This window comes from Streptomyces sp. NPDC004435, from assembly GCF_042873895.1.
Classification (GTDB): Bacteria; Actinomycetota; Actinomycetes; order Streptomycetales; family Streptomycetaceae; genus Streptomyces.
Map to the genome: position 1 here is coordinate 336,911 of NZ_JBIAMB010000009.1, position 13,423 is coordinate 350,333.

Below are 13,423 nucleotides of genomic sequence, written 5' to 3' on the forward strand. Positions count from 1 at the left end.
GACCACCCGACCTCATCGCCCTAGAAGAACCCGAGCTTCTTCGGCGAGTAGCTCTGGAGGATGTTCTTCGTCTGCTGGTAGTGGTCCAGCATCATCCGGTGCGTCTCGCGGCCGATGCCCGACTGCTTGTAGCCGCCGAAGGCGGCGTGGGCCGGGTAGGCGTGGTAGCAGTTCGTCCAGACGCGGCCCGCCTGGATGGCGCGGCCGGCGCGGTAGGCGGTGTTGGTGTCGCGGGTCCAGACGCCGGCGCCCAGGCCGTACAGGGTGTCGTTCGCCGTGCGGATGGCGTCGTCGAAGTCCGTGAAGGAGGTCACCGCCACCACCGGGCCGAAGATCTCCTCCTGGAAGATCCGCATGCGGTTGTCGCCCTCGAAGATAGTCGGCTGGATGTAGTAGCCGCCCTCCAGGTCGCCTCCGTGGCCCACCTGCTGACCACCCGTCAGGATCTTGGCGCCCTCCTGCTGGCCGATCTCCAGGTACGAGAGGATCTTCTTCAGCTGTTCGGCCGACGCCTGTGCGCCGATCATCGTCTCCGGGTCCAGCGGGTGGCCCGCGACGATCGCCTCCGTGCGGACGACCGCCGCCTCCAGGAACTCGCCGTAGTGGCCCCGCTGCACCAGCGCCCGCGAGGGACAGGTGCAGACCTCGCCCTGGTTGAGGGCGAACATCGTGAAGCCCTCCAGCGCCTTGTCCCGGAAGTCGTCGTCCACCGCCCACACATCGTCGAAGAAGATGTTCGGCGACTTGCCGCCCAGCTCCAGTGTCACCGGCTTCAGGTTCTCGGTGGCGTACCCCATGATCAGGCGGCCCGTCGACGTCTCGCCGGTGAAGGCGATCTTTGCCACCCGCGGAGAGGAGGCGAGCGGCTTGCCAGCCTCCTCGCCGAAGCCGTTGACGATGTTCAGGACGCCCGGCGGCAGCAGGTCCGCGACCAGGCTCAGCCAGAAGTGCACCGACGCCGGCGTCTGCTCCGCCGGCTTCAGCACGACCGCGTTGCCCGCCGCCAGGGCCGGCGCCAGCTTCCACACCGCCATCAGGATCGGGAAGTTCCACGGAATGATCTGCGCCACGACCCCCAGCGGCTCGTGGAAGTGGTACGCCACCGTGTCCTCGTCGATCTGGCTGAGCGTGCCCTCCTGCGCCCGCAGCGCCCCCGCGAAGTAGCGGAAGTGGTCGATGGCGAGGGGGATGTCGGCGGCCAGCGTCTCCCGGACCGGCTTGCCGTTGTCCCAGGTCTCCGCGACCGCGAGGGCCTCCAGGTTCGCCTCCATCCGGTCGGCGATCTTCAGCAGCACCCCCGCCCGCTCGGCCGGCGACGTGCGGCCCCACTCCGGCGCGGCCGCGTGCGCCGCGTCCAGGGCGCGCTCGACGTCCTCGGCCGAGCCCCGCGCGATCTCGGTGAACGGCCTGCCGTCGACCGGGCTCGGGTTCTCGAAGTACCGGCCGTCGGCCGGGGCGACGTACTCGCCGCCGATCCAGTGGTCGTAGCGCGGCTGGTACGCCATCAGCGCGCCCTCGGTGCCGGGCGAGGCGTAGCGGGTCATGGGCAGACCTCCCTGCGGGTCGGACGGGTCCGGGTCCTGGCCGCCGGGCCCACCGGGCGAAGGGCAGGCGGACGGCCGGGCCGTGAGAAGCCACGCCCGCCGTCCCGACCGGCGCCCCTCTCACCGCCGAGTGTGCGGAACCGGACGTTGCAACGCCGTTGCACCGGCGGACAGTTCCGCCTCCAGGGCGTCGAGCCGGGCGCGTACCGGCGCCAGCTGCGCCGCCGGTACGGCCGAGCACAGCGCCCGCCACACCTCCACGTCCTCCTCGCCCCACGTGCTGTACGCCCAGTCCGCGAGCAGCCGCGGATCCGCCCGCGCCACCAGCGCCGCCCGCAGCCGGTCCGCGAGCCGGTCCCGCAGGCGTACGACCCCGGGCGCGGCCGACCCCGGCAGCAGCGGGCCCGCGTACTCCCCGGCCGCCACCGCCACCGCCCCCGAGGCGAGCCGGCGGTCCACCGCCGCGAAGTCGGCGTCCACAGCCACGGCGAGCCGGTACGGACGCGAGTACAGCAGCTCCGGTCCCAGCAGGGCCCGCAGCCGGCACAGCTCCGCGCGCAGCGTCACCGACGTGACCGACTCGTCCTCGTAGAGGAGGGTCAGCAGCTGCTCTCCCGTCACTCCCTCCGGGCGGTGCGCCAGCACCACCATGATCTCGCTGTGCCGCCGGCTCAGGCGCAGCCTCCGCCCGTCCACCGTGAGCAGCGCCTCGTCCCGGCCGAGCGCCGTCAGCCGCGGGCGGCCCGGCACCGGGGGAGGGGCGAGGAGCGCCAGTTGGGTCTCGGCCGCCCGGGCCACGGCCCGTACCAGGCCGAGACTGTGCGGGTGGGCGAGGCGCTCGCCCCCGGTCAGGTCGACGGCGCCGAGCAGCCGGCCGCTGCGCGGATCGTGCAGCGGCGCCGCAGCGCAGGTCCAGTCGCGCACGGGCGGCCGGAAGTGCTCCGCCGACACCACCTGCACCGGGCGGCCGACGGCGAGGGCGGTGCCCGGCGCGTTCGTCCCCGCGGCGGCCTCGGCCCAGCCTGCCCCGGCCACGAAGTTCATCCGCCGCGCCTGCCGCAGCGTCGCCGGGTCGCCCTCGACCCAGAGCAGCCGCCCGCCCGCGTCGCACACCGCGAGGACGTGCCCGCCGTCCCGGGCGTCCGCGCCGAGCAGTTCCCGGATGACCGGCATCGCGGCGGCCAGTGGATGCCCTTCCCGATACGCGGCCACCTCCGCCTCGTCCAGCTCCGTGGACGCCGCCCCGTCCCTGCTCACTCGGGCCCGCTCGGACCGCCGCCACGACTCCGCGACCAGCTCCCGCACCGCCGCCCGCGCTCCCGGCCGCCGTCCCGGCCCCGGTTCCGGCGGCCCGCTCCTCCGCGTCGACGTCGCCTCGCTCAACTCGGCCTCCCCATCGAGGACGTACGGCTTCCCGGCGCACATCGTCGTGGCGCCGCCCGCCCCCGACAAGCACCCGGAAGGGGCCGCATATGCCACCTGTCCGGGAGTCGTCCGTTTCACGGGTCTTAAGGCGTGGGCTCAAATGTGCGAGGGGGAGCGAGACCTCCGGGCAACCCTGGACGAGGCGTCGCCCCACCCGAGTAGGCAGGGCGGGACCTCGCGGCCTTCGCCGACGTTCCCGAGGCCGCGGAGGTGCTGGCGAGGCTGTTGCCGGCCGCCGACGACACGGCGGTGACCCGCTGGACGGCGGAGGCCCTGGCCGGGGTCGGAACGGTGCCTCGCGAGGGATCCGGAGGAAGCGGTGCGGCGGGGCGCCGGCCTGATCGCGGGGTGGACGGACGTCGTGGGGCGCTGATCCCACCGGCGCACGCGGCGTGCGACACACGGCCCGCCGTGCGTGCCGGGACGGGGCGGTGCGGATAGCGTCGGCCGAGGCCACGGACGTCGTTCCCGACGGAAGAGAGAAGGCGGTCGCAGTGTCCCGGAATCGCCGTTTGATCCTGAGCCCGCCGTCCAAGGTCTGGAGCCTGCTCTCCAACGGCCATCGCTATGGCGAGTGGGTCTCGGGAACGCAGCGGGTCATCGCCGCCGACCCGCACTGGCCCGAGGTGGGCGCCCGGCTCCGGGTCCGCGTGGGCGTCGGACCGGTCACGCTGGACGACACATGCGTGGTCCGCATCTGCGAGCCCGAGCGCCGCCTGGAACTGGAGGCGAAGGCGGACCCCTTCGGCGCGGCCCGCATCGCCATGCACCTCGTCCCCTGGGGGGAGAACACCCTCTTCCTGCTCGAATGGCATCCCCTGCGCGGCCCCGGCACCCGCATGCACGGCCTCCCCGTCGACTACCTCGTCTCCATCCGCAACGGCATGATGCTCACGAAACTCGCCCGCATCGCCGTCCGCGAGCAGCACGGAGCGGACCGGCCGGCGCCGGCGCCCTCCGCCTGACAGGGGCCTGCCGAGGCTCGATCAGCGCACGAAGCATCAGCGGACGAAGCATCAGCGCATGAAGCATCAGCGCACGAAGCGGATGTGCGGGCGGCCGTCCGGGTCCGGGTGGGTCACCGTGGCGCGGACGCCGTAGACGTCGGCGACGAGCTGCTCGGTGAGGACCTCGTGCACCGGACCTGCCGCCGCGACGCGGCCTTCGTGGAGCACCACCACGTGGTCGCAGTACATCGCCGCGAGGTTGAGGTTGTGCAGGGCCATGACGCAGGTGAGGCGCAGGTCCGAGACGAGGGCCATCAGGGCGAGCTGGTGGTGGACGTCGAGGTGGTTGGTCGGCTCGTCGAGCAGCAGTTCGCGGGGCTCCTGGGCGAGGGCCCGGGCGAGCTGGACGCGCTGGCGCTCGCCGCCGGAGAGGGTGCGCCAGGCGCGGTGCGCGCGAGCAGTGAGGCCGGTGCGGGCGAGCGCGGACCGTACGGCCTCCTCGTCGGCGGGCGTCGCGGGCGACCACGCCCGGCGGTGCGGGACGCGGCCGAGGCGTACGGCGTCCGCCACCGTGAGGTCCACCTGGGTGTCGGCGTGCTGCTCGACGACGGCGACCCGCCGGGCGAGGGCACGGCGCGGGACCGCGCCCAGCCGCTCGCCGTCCAGCGTCACGACCCCCGTCTCCGGCGCGAGGACGCCCGCCAGGACGCGCAGCAGGGTGGACTTCCCCGAACCGTTCGGCCCCAGCAGCCCGGTCAGCGTGCCCGGGCGCGGCGCCAGGCTCACCCCGTCCAGGACGAGCGCCCCGCCGGCCGTACGCGAGACCCGGGCGGCGCGGAGCCCCGTACCGCCGTGGGCCGACGTCGACGTGTCGGTCATCGTGGGCTCCTGGTGCGGTACAGGACGAGGACGAAAGCGGGGACGCCGACCAGCGACGTCACCACGCCGACCGGGACCTCCTGCGGGTCGAGGACCGTACGGGCGAGGGTGTCGGCCCACACGAGGAAGACCGCCCCGGCCAGCGCGCTCAGCGGCAGCAGTCTGGCGTGACCGGGGCCTGCGAGGGCGCGGACCGCGTGCGGCAGGACCAGGCCGACGAAGCCGATCGCGCCGGCGGCGGCGACCAGGACGGCGGTGAGCAGGGCGGTGACGGAGAGGAGGACCAGCCGCGTCCGCGCCACGGCCACGCCCAGCGTCGCCGCCGAATCCTCGCCGAACGCGAAGGCGTCCAGCGTACGGGCGTACCCGCCGCACACCAGCAGCGCGCCGGCCAGGACGGCGGCGCACACGCCGACATCGGACCAGTCCGCCCCGCTGAGCGAGCCGAGCAGCCAGAAGAGGATGCCCCGGGTGGTCTCGGCGTCGGCGGCGGTCATCACCACGAACGAGGTCAGCGCGGAGAAGAGCTGCATCGCCGCCACGCCCGCCAGCACGACGCGGTCCGTCGAACCGCCCAGGGTGTGGCTGAGCAGCAGGACGAGGGCGAACGAACAGAGCGCGCCCAGGAACGCCCCTCCGGCGACGGACAGCGCGCCCCCGCCCACGCCGAGGACGACGACGGCGACCGCTCCGGTCGACGCGCCGGAGGAGACGCCCAGGACGAAGGGGTCGGCGAGCGGGTTGCGCAGCAGCGACTGCATCACCGCGCCGCAGACCGCGAGTCCGGCGCCGCACACGGCGGCGAGGAGGGTACGCGGCAGCCGCAGGTCCCAGACGATGCCCTCCCGGATGGGGCTCAGCGCGGACGCCTCCCCGCCGAGGTGGGAGACGACCACGGACCAGGCGTCCGCGACGCGGATGTCGGCCGGACCGATGGTGACGGCCAGCGCCACGGAGACACACAGCAGGACGATCCCGGCCACCCCGGCGACCGGCGTGCCGACCACGGTGCGGCGCCGGCGCTCGGCCTCGCCCGCGGAAACCCCTTCCGCCGGGGCCGAGACCCCGCCCGCCGTCACAGCTCCCGTGCCCGCCGTGGCGGAACCCCTGCCCGTCGCGGCAGAACCCCCGCCCGCCGGGGCGGAACCCGCGGCCGGACCGGGCCGGGTCACTTCGTGAGCCCGTGCGTCCGCAGCGCGGCGGCCAGTTGCTCGATGCCCTCGACGGTACGGATCGTGGGGTTCATGGCCTGGCCGCTGAGGGTCACGTACCGCTTCTTCCGCACGGCCGTCATGTTCCGGGTGACGGGGTGCGACTCCAGGAACTCGATCTTCTTCGCGGCGCTCTCGGCGGACTGGGCCTTGCGGGTCAGGTCGGCGATCACCAGCACGTCGGGGTCGCGGTCGGCGACGGTCTCCCAGTTGATCTGCGGCCACTCCTCCTTCGTGTCGTCGAAGACGTTCTTCACCCCGAGCGCCCCGCTCACGATGCCGGGCGCGCCGCAGCAGCCGGCCATGTACGGCCCCTGGGAGTCGGAGAACCAGTAGAGGACGGAGGCGCCGCCGAAGTCCGCGCCGGCCTTGGCCTTCGCGACCCGGGCGCTGAGCTCGCCCACCAGCTTCTCGCCGCGCTCCGGGACCCCGAAGATCCTGGCCAGGTCGCGGACCTCGCCGTACACGGTGTCCATGGTCAGCGGCGCGGTCCGCACGCCGTCGCCGTCACCGCTGTTGTCCTTGCCGACGCAGTCGGAGGGGGAGAGGTAGGTGGGGACGCCGAGCTTCGCGAACCGCTCCCGGGGCGCGACGCCGCCCTCGCCCAGTGTGTAGAGGAAGGAGGCGCTGACGAAGTCCGGCTCGGTGTCGAGCACCTTCTCGAACGACGGGTACCGCTCGGCGAGCCGGGGGACCCGGGCGTTCGCCTTCTCCAGCCCCTTGAGGACCGGGTCCGTCCAGGTGGCCGTGCCCACCATGCGGTCGGCCAGGCCGAGCGAGAGCAGGATCTCGGCCGATCCCTGGTCGAGGGCGACCGCCCGGCGCGGCGGGGAGGGGACCTCGACCCGCTGCCCGCAGTTGTCGAGACCGACGGGGCCGGCGGCGCCGGCGGCCTCCCCGGAGCCCCGGCCGCCCGTGTCCGAGCCCTTCCCCGAGGCCGGGGCCGGGGCCGACGGGTCGCCCGCGCCGCAGCCGGCCACGAGAACGGCGCCGGCCACGAGCAGCACGGCGGAACGGACGGGGTGAGCGAAGGGCACGGCGGGAGTCCTCTGCGTCTCGGCTCATGCGCGGAGCCTGTCGTACGGTGCTCCCCGGACGGCGCTGCGCCCTCCGGGGCCGCCAGCAGGTCTTCGGACTCGGGATCGTCCGGACGGGACGCCTTCCCGGGCCCCGAGGGGCCCAGTGGCCGATGTCCCGCCCGTCACCCTCACCGCTGCGCGTCAGCTCCGGATTCCCACCGGATTCCCTGACCCGTGCACATACCGCCTCGATACGTACAAAGGTGCGACTGGCCCGGGCAAAGTACCACGGGCGGATCTTGCCGCCGCCCGGGACCCCGCGCAGGTCAGGCGCGGTGCGCGACCTCCGCCAGGGCGTTCTTGACCTCCTGGGCCACGCGGGCGGCGTCCTCGGGGTTGTTCACCACGTCGGTGTTGTTCATGTCGACGACGAGGACGTCGCTGGCGGAGTAGTGCCGGTGCACCCACTCGTCGTACCCGGACCAGAGCGTGCGGTAGTACTCGACCAGGCCCTCGTCCTGCTCGAAGTCGCGCCCCCGCAGTCCGATGCGGTGCAGGACCGTCTCGAAGTCCGCCTTCAGGTAGACCATGAGGTCGGGCGCCTTGCGGTAGGGCAGGCCCTCGATCTCGCGCATCATCTCGTCGAGCAGCCCCTCGTAGACCTGCATCTCCAGGGAACTGATCCGGCCCAGGTCGTGGTTGACCTTGGCGAAGTACCAGTCCTCGTAGATCGACCGGTCGAGGACGCTGTCGTCCTGCTTGTACGCCTCCTTGATCGCGGCGAACCGGGTCTGGAGGAAGTACAGCTGGAGGAGGAAGGGGTAGCGCTTCGCCTGGATCTCCTCGGGGCTCGCCGAGTAGAAGAGCGGCAGGATCGGGTTGTCGTCCACGCTCTCGTAGAAGACCTCGGTGCCCAGCTCCCTGGCGAGCAGCTCGGCCACGCTCGTCTTGCCGATCCCGATCATGCCTCCGACGCAGATCACCGACATACCTCACTTCTCCCTGGGGGTCTTCTGTACGTGGACGGGGAGCTGGGCCTCCCGTACCACTGGGACGCGCGCCGGTGGTCAGGCGATTCCCAGGGGGTACGTGATCAAGATCATTCCGTGATCGACGTCATGTGGTCCCGTTGGGCCGGCCGTACCGGGCCCACCGCTCGAAGCGACAGGCCGCGGCCCCGCAGCCGCGTTCAATTTTAGGCGACGATCCGGCCGGGGCGTTCCGCCCTACCGGCGGGGGCGGTCGCCCCGCGCGTGGGCCGCGTCGGAGCGGTCGGAGGGGGCCGAGAGCGGCGCGAGGGAGCGCAGGGTCGCCAGACCGGCCAGGACCTCGTCGCGACGGTGGGCGGACTTCATCCAGGCGGGCAGGCGGGCGAACATCGAGAGCGTCGGGGAGGCGTGCCGCACGCGGTGGCGGGCGCCGACGTACGCGGCGAGGGCGTCGACGTGCTCCTCGTCGTAGGCCCAGAGGATCCGCCCGGCGCAGCGTGTCTGGAGCCAGAGCGGCCGCCGGAAGAAGGGGTCCTCGGTACCGCCCGGCCTGGCGCCGACCGCGCCGCCGCGCTGCCGCTCGCCGTCGTGGTCCGCCACCGCCCCGCAGCCCGCGCAGGTGAGACGGCGCGGCGCGAAGACCAGATGGCCGAGGGAGCCCTGTCGGACGAAGTGGGGCGGGGGCGCGACGAGCGCCCGGCCGCCGCAGCGCGGGCAGACCACGAGGATCCCGCCGGTGAACCGGGCGAGCCACGTGCCGTGGTCGTGATGGCGGGCGGGCTCGGGGCGCGCGGACGCGGGGCTCATGGCGGCCATGCTGCCAGGCGGGGTGCCGGGCCCGCGAGGAGCGGTGGGCCTGCGAGGTGCCGGGCCCGCGAGGAGCGGCGGGCCCGGCGAGGGTGGGGCGAGAGATCAGGGGCAGCTGATGCGGGTGTCGGAGGGGTCGGTGGTGCAGGTGTCCGTGTTGAGGCCGCCGTTCGCGGTGTCGTTGCCGGCCACGCCGTCCACCGTGTTCAGCGAGTCGTTGCCGTAGCTGCCGAGGAGGGTGTCGGAGCCGGGGCCGCCGATCAGCGTGTCGTTGTGCTGGCCGCCGTCCGCCCGGTCGTCGCCCGGTCCGGCGTGCACGGTGTCGTTCCCGAACCCGGCGTCGACCGTGTCGTTGCCGCTGAGGGCGCAGATCACGTCACTTCCGTAGGTGCCGTTCAGGGTGTCGGCGCCACTGGTGCCGATGATCGTGCACCCCCGGCTGTTGTTCACCGTCGTGGCGCGGGTCGCGGTGTTGTCGCCGGGCATCGGGTCGCTCTGCGCGGCGGTGACCGTCGCTGTGTCGGTGAGGGTGCCGGTGCGCGAGGGCTCGGCGACGAGCGTCAGCGTGGCGGTGGTGCCGGTGGGGCTCGCCGCGGGGGCGAGCGTGCCGAGGGCGCAGGTGACCCGGCCCGGGACGGTCGTGCAGGTGCCGCGGTCGACCGTGGCCGACAGGATGGCGGCCGAGCCCGTGAGCACGTCGGTGAGCTGCACGTTCGTTGCCGCGGTCGTCGTGCTGAGGTTCGTCACGCGGATCGTGTACGTGGCGGTGTCGCCGACGGCGACCGCACTCGGCCCCGTCTTGGTCACCGACACGTCCACACCGGCGGGCGGCTCGATGCCGCCACCGCCCAGGTAGCGGGCGAGACCGCGATGAGCCTCCGGGCTGAACGGCGTGCCGGCGAGCCCGGCGGCGACGATCTTGCCGTCGGTCTGCAGCGCCACCGCCGCGGCCCCGTCACCGGCGCCGCCGAAGTCGGTGGTGACCCGCCCGTCGCCGCCGAAGTCCGGGTCCAGGCCGCCACCGGTGTTGTACCGGGTCAGTGCGAAGTCGCCGTCGTAGAAGCCGGCCGCGACGAGCCGGCCGTCGGACTGCACGGCCAGGTCCGCGGCACCGCCGTCCTCGGGGCCGAAGGTGGTGGCGACCCGCCCGTCCCCGTCGAAGCTCGTGTCCGGGGCGCCCGCGGTGGTGAACCGCCGCACCAGGAAGGCGTTGCCGTCCTTCCCCGCGGCGACGATCCGGCCGTCGCTCTGCAGCGCCACGCCCCCGCCCGATCCGGTACCGGTGGTGACCCGTCCGTCGCCGTCGAAGCCCGTGTCGAGGCTGCCGTCGGCCAGGTACCGGGTCAGGGTGAGACCGTCGGCGGTCCCGACGGCGACGATCCTGCCGTCGGGCTGCGCCACCACGTCGCTCACCCCGTGGCAGCAGCCGGTGCCGAACGGGGTGGTCACGCGGCCGTCCCCTCCGAAGCCGGGGTCCGGGGTCCCGGAGGCGTCCCAGCGCACCAGCGTCCAGAGGCCGTTGCTCGACCCGCCGGCGACGATCCCGCCGTCCGGCAGCACCACCACCGACTCGGCGGTCTCGATCGCGTCGACGTCGATCTCGGTGAGCACCTTGCCGCCCTCGCCGAAGCTCGTGTCGAGACTGCCGTCGGAGTGGTAACGGGCCACCGCCCAGGCGCCGTTGCCGCCCCAGTCTGTGGAGCCGCCGACCGCGACGATCCGGCCGTCGGGCTGCAGGGCCACCCCGCGGCCCTCGTCGTTGTTGGCGCCGACGAAGTCGGTGGTGACGATGCCGTCGCCGCCGAAGCCCGTGTCGAGACTGCCGTCGGCGTTGTACCGCGTCAGCGTGAAGTCGCCCGAGGTGTCGACGGAATAGCTGTACCCGATGGTGACGATCTTTCCGTCGGGCTGTACGGCCATGCCCTCGGCGCCCGCGTAGCCGCCCAGGTCCGTGACCACCCTGCCGTCGCCGTCGAAGGCGGGGTCCAGGTCGCCGGGAGCGGCCCTCGCCACCGCGGGCAGACCCAGCACGAGCGCCAGTGCCATGGCGCCCACGGCTCCCGCACGCCCGGCCCGGAGCCATGGGGTTCTCGTTCTCAGGGGCATGCGTGACCACTCCGTCCGTCGGATCCCGGGGCCACAGCTTTCTGCGCGGGCCGCGGGCCCCCGTCCCGCGACGGGCCGCACTGCGCCTACTGGACGGCGCCGCTCCACCCCCAGGAGTGAGGGCGGGCCCGGCGCCGAGGAAGCGGCGATCACCGCGACATCCCCCGGGAACGACGCCGTCCCACTGTCAGGAGTGGTTCCGACAGGGCCTGTCGGTGGCGTCTGCGAGGATGCGGCCATGGACGAGGAAGTCATCCCCATTCTCCGCGTCGAGAACGCCGCCGCGGCCGTGACCTGGTACGAGCGCCTGGGCTTCGCCCAGCAGTGGGTGCACCGCTTCGAACCGGGCTTCCCCGCGTTCGTCGAGGTCGCCCGGGGCAGGGTCCGCCTGTTCCTGTCCGAGCACCAGGGCGACGCCCGCCCCGGCACGCTGGTCTACCTCCGGGTACGTGACGTCGACGCCGTCGCCGCGGAGTTCGGCGTACAGGTGGAGGACGTCCCATGGGGGCGCGAGTTCGAGCTGACGGACCCCGACGGGAACCGGCTGCGGATCGCCACACCGCAGGGCTGACCGGCGGACAGGGCGGCGCGGGCGATGGTCGTACGAGCTGAGTACGATCGCCTACGCCGGTCCGGGTACGCGAGCGGTCGCCCGCTCACGCGCGGCACCGGAAGGGTGAGCCCATGCGCCGATTGCTGCTGCTCGCACCGCTGTTGATGCTCACCGTCGGCTGCGGTGTGCGGCAGTACTCCGAAAGTGACGCGGCGGACGTCGCACGTGAGGTGGCGCGGCAGGCGGGCGAGCGGCTCCACAGCCAGCGTCCCCGCACCGCGGAGTAGGTCGGACGCTCCGCCTCCCGCATCGACGGCGTGGAGGTCCTGCGCCTGACCGGCACCTCGACGCACGACGGAGAGGGCGTCGGCGTCGTCGTCCGTACCTCCGGCTCCGCGTACGAAGGGTCGCTCGACGTCCAGGAGATCGTCATGTATCGATGCTTCGAGGTGCGGGTTTCGCCCACGTCGGAGTGGCGCGAGGTCCCTCGTGACGTGGACTGCCCGGACAACCCGCCGCTGACCTTCACCCCGCCTCCCGCCCCTCCCGAACTGCCGTACAGCGAGCTGGGCGCCGTGCTCCCCGAGGTCCCGAAGGGCGGACGGGTGGACGAGGCGGAGGTACGCAGGGCGCTCGCCAGCCTGGACCTGGACCCGGCGATCCGTACCGAGGTGCGCGCGGCCGGCGGCAGGGTCGGAGTCCACCTGTCGCTGAAGGGGAACGGCTACGACCCCCAGGACTGCGTACTCGCCCGCGTGACGCCTGGCGAGAAGGCGGAGGTCTGGGTGCCCCCGAGGATCCAGCGCATGCCCGGAGAAGGCGGCTGCGACGTCGGACAGGCCCTGGACCCTCTCCCTCCGCCGCACTGAGCAGCAGCTGCGCGGCGGTCTCCAGGAGGGGCGCGCCCGGCAGCCGGTGGCACCCCACGGCGGCCGCCAACAGGTCAGTGGGAACAGGGGCGTTCGCGCTTTCGGTGATGTATCCGGCGCTCCGCTCGACACGCCCACCCTTGTCAGGTTAGCCTCCCCTAAGCTGAAATCGGGAGGGGGATCGCGATGCCTCAGGGTCTTTCATTCCGCGTCCCTCCGTTTCACGCCAGGCGCGTTCACTCCGCCGCTCCCTCCGCCGGCTGCTTACGGGGGCCCGGCTCACCGGGCCTCCCTCCTTCGGGCACCGGCCCGGCCTGAATCCCGAACGCCTCGCCCCGGAAGGGCAGCGCCGCCGCATCGCGGGCGGGGCAGCACCGCGAGAACCCTCGAAAGGACCATCTGTGTTCACTGGTACGCGTTCCGCCCTGCCGCGGTACGTCAGACAACTGCCGCGCGTGGCCGTCGCCGCGGTCGCCGCGCTCGCCCTGTCGGCCTGTGGAGGCGGCACGGAGAAGGCGGAGTCGAAGCCCGAGGCCACGACCTCCGGCAGCGGGGCGCCGTCCGCTTTTCCGGTGACGGTGGAGCACAAGTACGGCAGCACGACGATCGACAAGGAGCCGAAGCGGGTCGTCACGCTGGGTCTTTCGGACCAGGACGCGGTGCTGGCGCTCGGGGTGAAGCCGGTCGGCGCGGTGGACTGGTTCAAGGAGGACCCGTACGGCAAGTGGCCGTGGGCGAAGGACAAGTGGGGCTCGGACAAGCCGCAGATCGTCGGTGAGCGCGACGAGTACAACGTCGAGAAGATCGCGGCGCTCAAGCCGGACCTCGTCGTGGCGCAGTACTCGGGTATGAAGAAGGAGCAGTACGACACGCTGTCGAAGTTCACCAAGGTCGTCGCGCAGCCCAAGGGCGTGCCGGACTACGGTGCTTCGTGGCAGGTGATGACCCGGCAGATCGGCAAGTCGCTCGGCAAGGCCGGCGAGACCGAGAAGCTGATCGAGGGCATCGACGCGCGGTTCGAGGCGGTGCGCGCGAAGCACCCGGAGTGGGCGCAGAAGACCCTCGCGGTCGCGG

The 13,423-nt window shown here is 73.2% G+C and carries 13 protein-coding genes and 1 riboswitch; of the genes, 5 read left to right on the forward strand and 8 right to left on the reverse strand.

Features of this window, described 5'->3' with window-relative positions; translation table 11 throughout:
* Positions 1 to 20: 20 nt before the first annotated feature.
* Together adh and ACFYT9_RS19165 are read right to left on the reverse strand one after the other, a co-directional pair.
* A complete protein-coding gene (adh, locus tag ACFYT9_RS19160) occupies positions 21 to 1,544 on the reverse strand; it encodes an aldehyde dehydrogenase (RefSeq protein ID WP_389165286.1) in 1,524 nt (507 codons plus the stop codon).
* Positions 1,545 to 1,664: 120 nt separating this feature from the next.
* On the reverse strand, positions 1,665 to 2,969 hold the full coding sequence (locus ACFYT9_RS19165) for a GAF domain-containing protein (RefSeq protein WP_389165289.1): 1,305 nt from the start codon (positions 2,967 to 2,969) through the stop codon (positions 1,665 to 1,667).
* Between the two features lie 494 nt (positions 2,970 to 3,463).
* Between ACFYT9_RS19165 and ACFYT9_RS19170 the strand changes: the two genes are divergently transcribed.
* Positions 3,464 to 3,934: an SRPBCC family protein gene (locus tag ACFYT9_RS19170; RefSeq protein WP_387270420.1), complete on the forward strand. Its 471-nt coding sequence runs from the start codon at positions 3,464 to 3,466 to the stop codon at positions 3,932 to 3,934.
* A 66-nt stretch (positions 3,935 to 4,000) separates the two neighbouring features.
* On the opposite strand, the gene ACFYT9_RS19175 is transcribed toward ACFYT9_RS19170, so the two are convergent.
* From ACFYT9_RS19175 to ACFYT9_RS19200, 6 genes are all read right to left on the reverse strand, one after another.
* Positions 4,001 to 4,795 carry an ABC transporter ATP-binding protein gene (locus ACFYT9_RS19175; RefSeq protein ID WP_389165291.1) on the reverse strand — a complete coding sequence of 265 codons (795 nt, stop codon included), beginning with the start codon at positions 4,793 to 4,795 and terminating at the stop codon, positions 4,001 to 4,003.
* Positions 4,792 to 5,802: a FecCD family ABC transporter permease gene (locus ACFYT9_RS19180; protein ID WP_389165337.1), complete on the reverse strand. Its 1,011-nt coding sequence runs from the start codon at positions 5,800 to 5,802 to the stop codon at positions 4,792 to 4,794. The genes ACFYT9_RS19175 and ACFYT9_RS19180 overlap by 4 nt, the downstream gene beginning before the upstream one ends.
* A gap of 161 nt (positions 5,803 to 5,963) precedes the next feature.
* On the reverse strand, positions 5,964 to 7,043 hold the full coding sequence (locus ACFYT9_RS19185) for an ABC transporter substrate-binding protein (RefSeq protein ID WP_389165293.1): 1,080 nt from the start codon (positions 7,041 to 7,043) through the stop codon (positions 5,964 to 5,966).
* 87 nt (positions 7,044 to 7,130) lie between these two features.
* Positions 7,131 to 7,254: riboswitch (cobalamin riboswitch) on the reverse strand.
* 97 nt (positions 7,255 to 7,351) lie between these two features.
* On the reverse strand, positions 7,352 to 8,014 hold the full coding sequence (locus ACFYT9_RS19190) for a deoxynucleoside kinase (RefSeq protein ID WP_389165295.1): 663 nt from the start codon (positions 8,012 to 8,014) through the stop codon (positions 7,352 to 7,354).
* A gap of 237 nt (positions 8,015 to 8,251) precedes the next feature.
* Positions 8,252 to 8,821, reverse strand: coding sequence for a hypothetical protein (locus ACFYT9_RS19195; RefSeq protein WP_376595795.1), 570 nt, complete (start codon positions 8,819 to 8,821; stop codon positions 8,252 to 8,254).
* Positions 8,822 to 8,926: 105 nt separating this feature from the next.
* Positions 8,927 to 10,867: a calcium-binding protein gene (locus tag ACFYT9_RS19200; protein ID WP_389165298.1), complete on the reverse strand. Its 1,941-nt coding sequence runs from the start codon at positions 10,865 to 10,867 to the stop codon at positions 8,927 to 8,929.
* Positions 10,868 to 11,165: 298 nt separating this feature from the next.
* On the opposite strand from ACFYT9_RS19200, the gene ACFYT9_RS19205 reads away from it, so the two are divergent.
* The 4 genes from ACFYT9_RS19205 to ACFYT9_RS19220 form a co-directional block, all read left to right on the forward strand.
* Positions 11,166 to 11,498 (forward strand): glyoxalase superfamily protein, encoded by a 333-nt coding sequence (locus ACFYT9_RS19205; protein ID WP_389165301.1) that lies wholly within the window; start codon positions 11,166 to 11,168, stop codon positions 11,496 to 11,498.
* Between the two features lie 113 nt (positions 11,499 to 11,611).
* Positions 11,612 to 11,767, forward strand: a complete 156-nt coding sequence (locus tag ACFYT9_RS19210; protein WP_389165303.1) for a hypothetical protein — start codon at positions 11,612 to 11,614, stop codon at positions 11,765 to 11,767.
* Positions 11,768 to 11,797: 30 nt separating this feature from the next.
* Complete coding sequence (locus ACFYT9_RS19215) at positions 11,798 to 12,349, forward strand: translation initiation factor IF-2 (protein ID WP_389165306.1); 552 nt, start codon at positions 11,798 to 11,800, stop codon at positions 12,347 to 12,349.
* Positions 12,350 to 12,750: 401 nt separating this feature from the next.
* Positions 12,751 to 13,423 (forward strand): ABC transporter substrate-binding protein (locus ACFYT9_RS19220; RefSeq protein WP_389165309.1); only part of this gene is annotated, 673 nt, incomplete at its 3' end.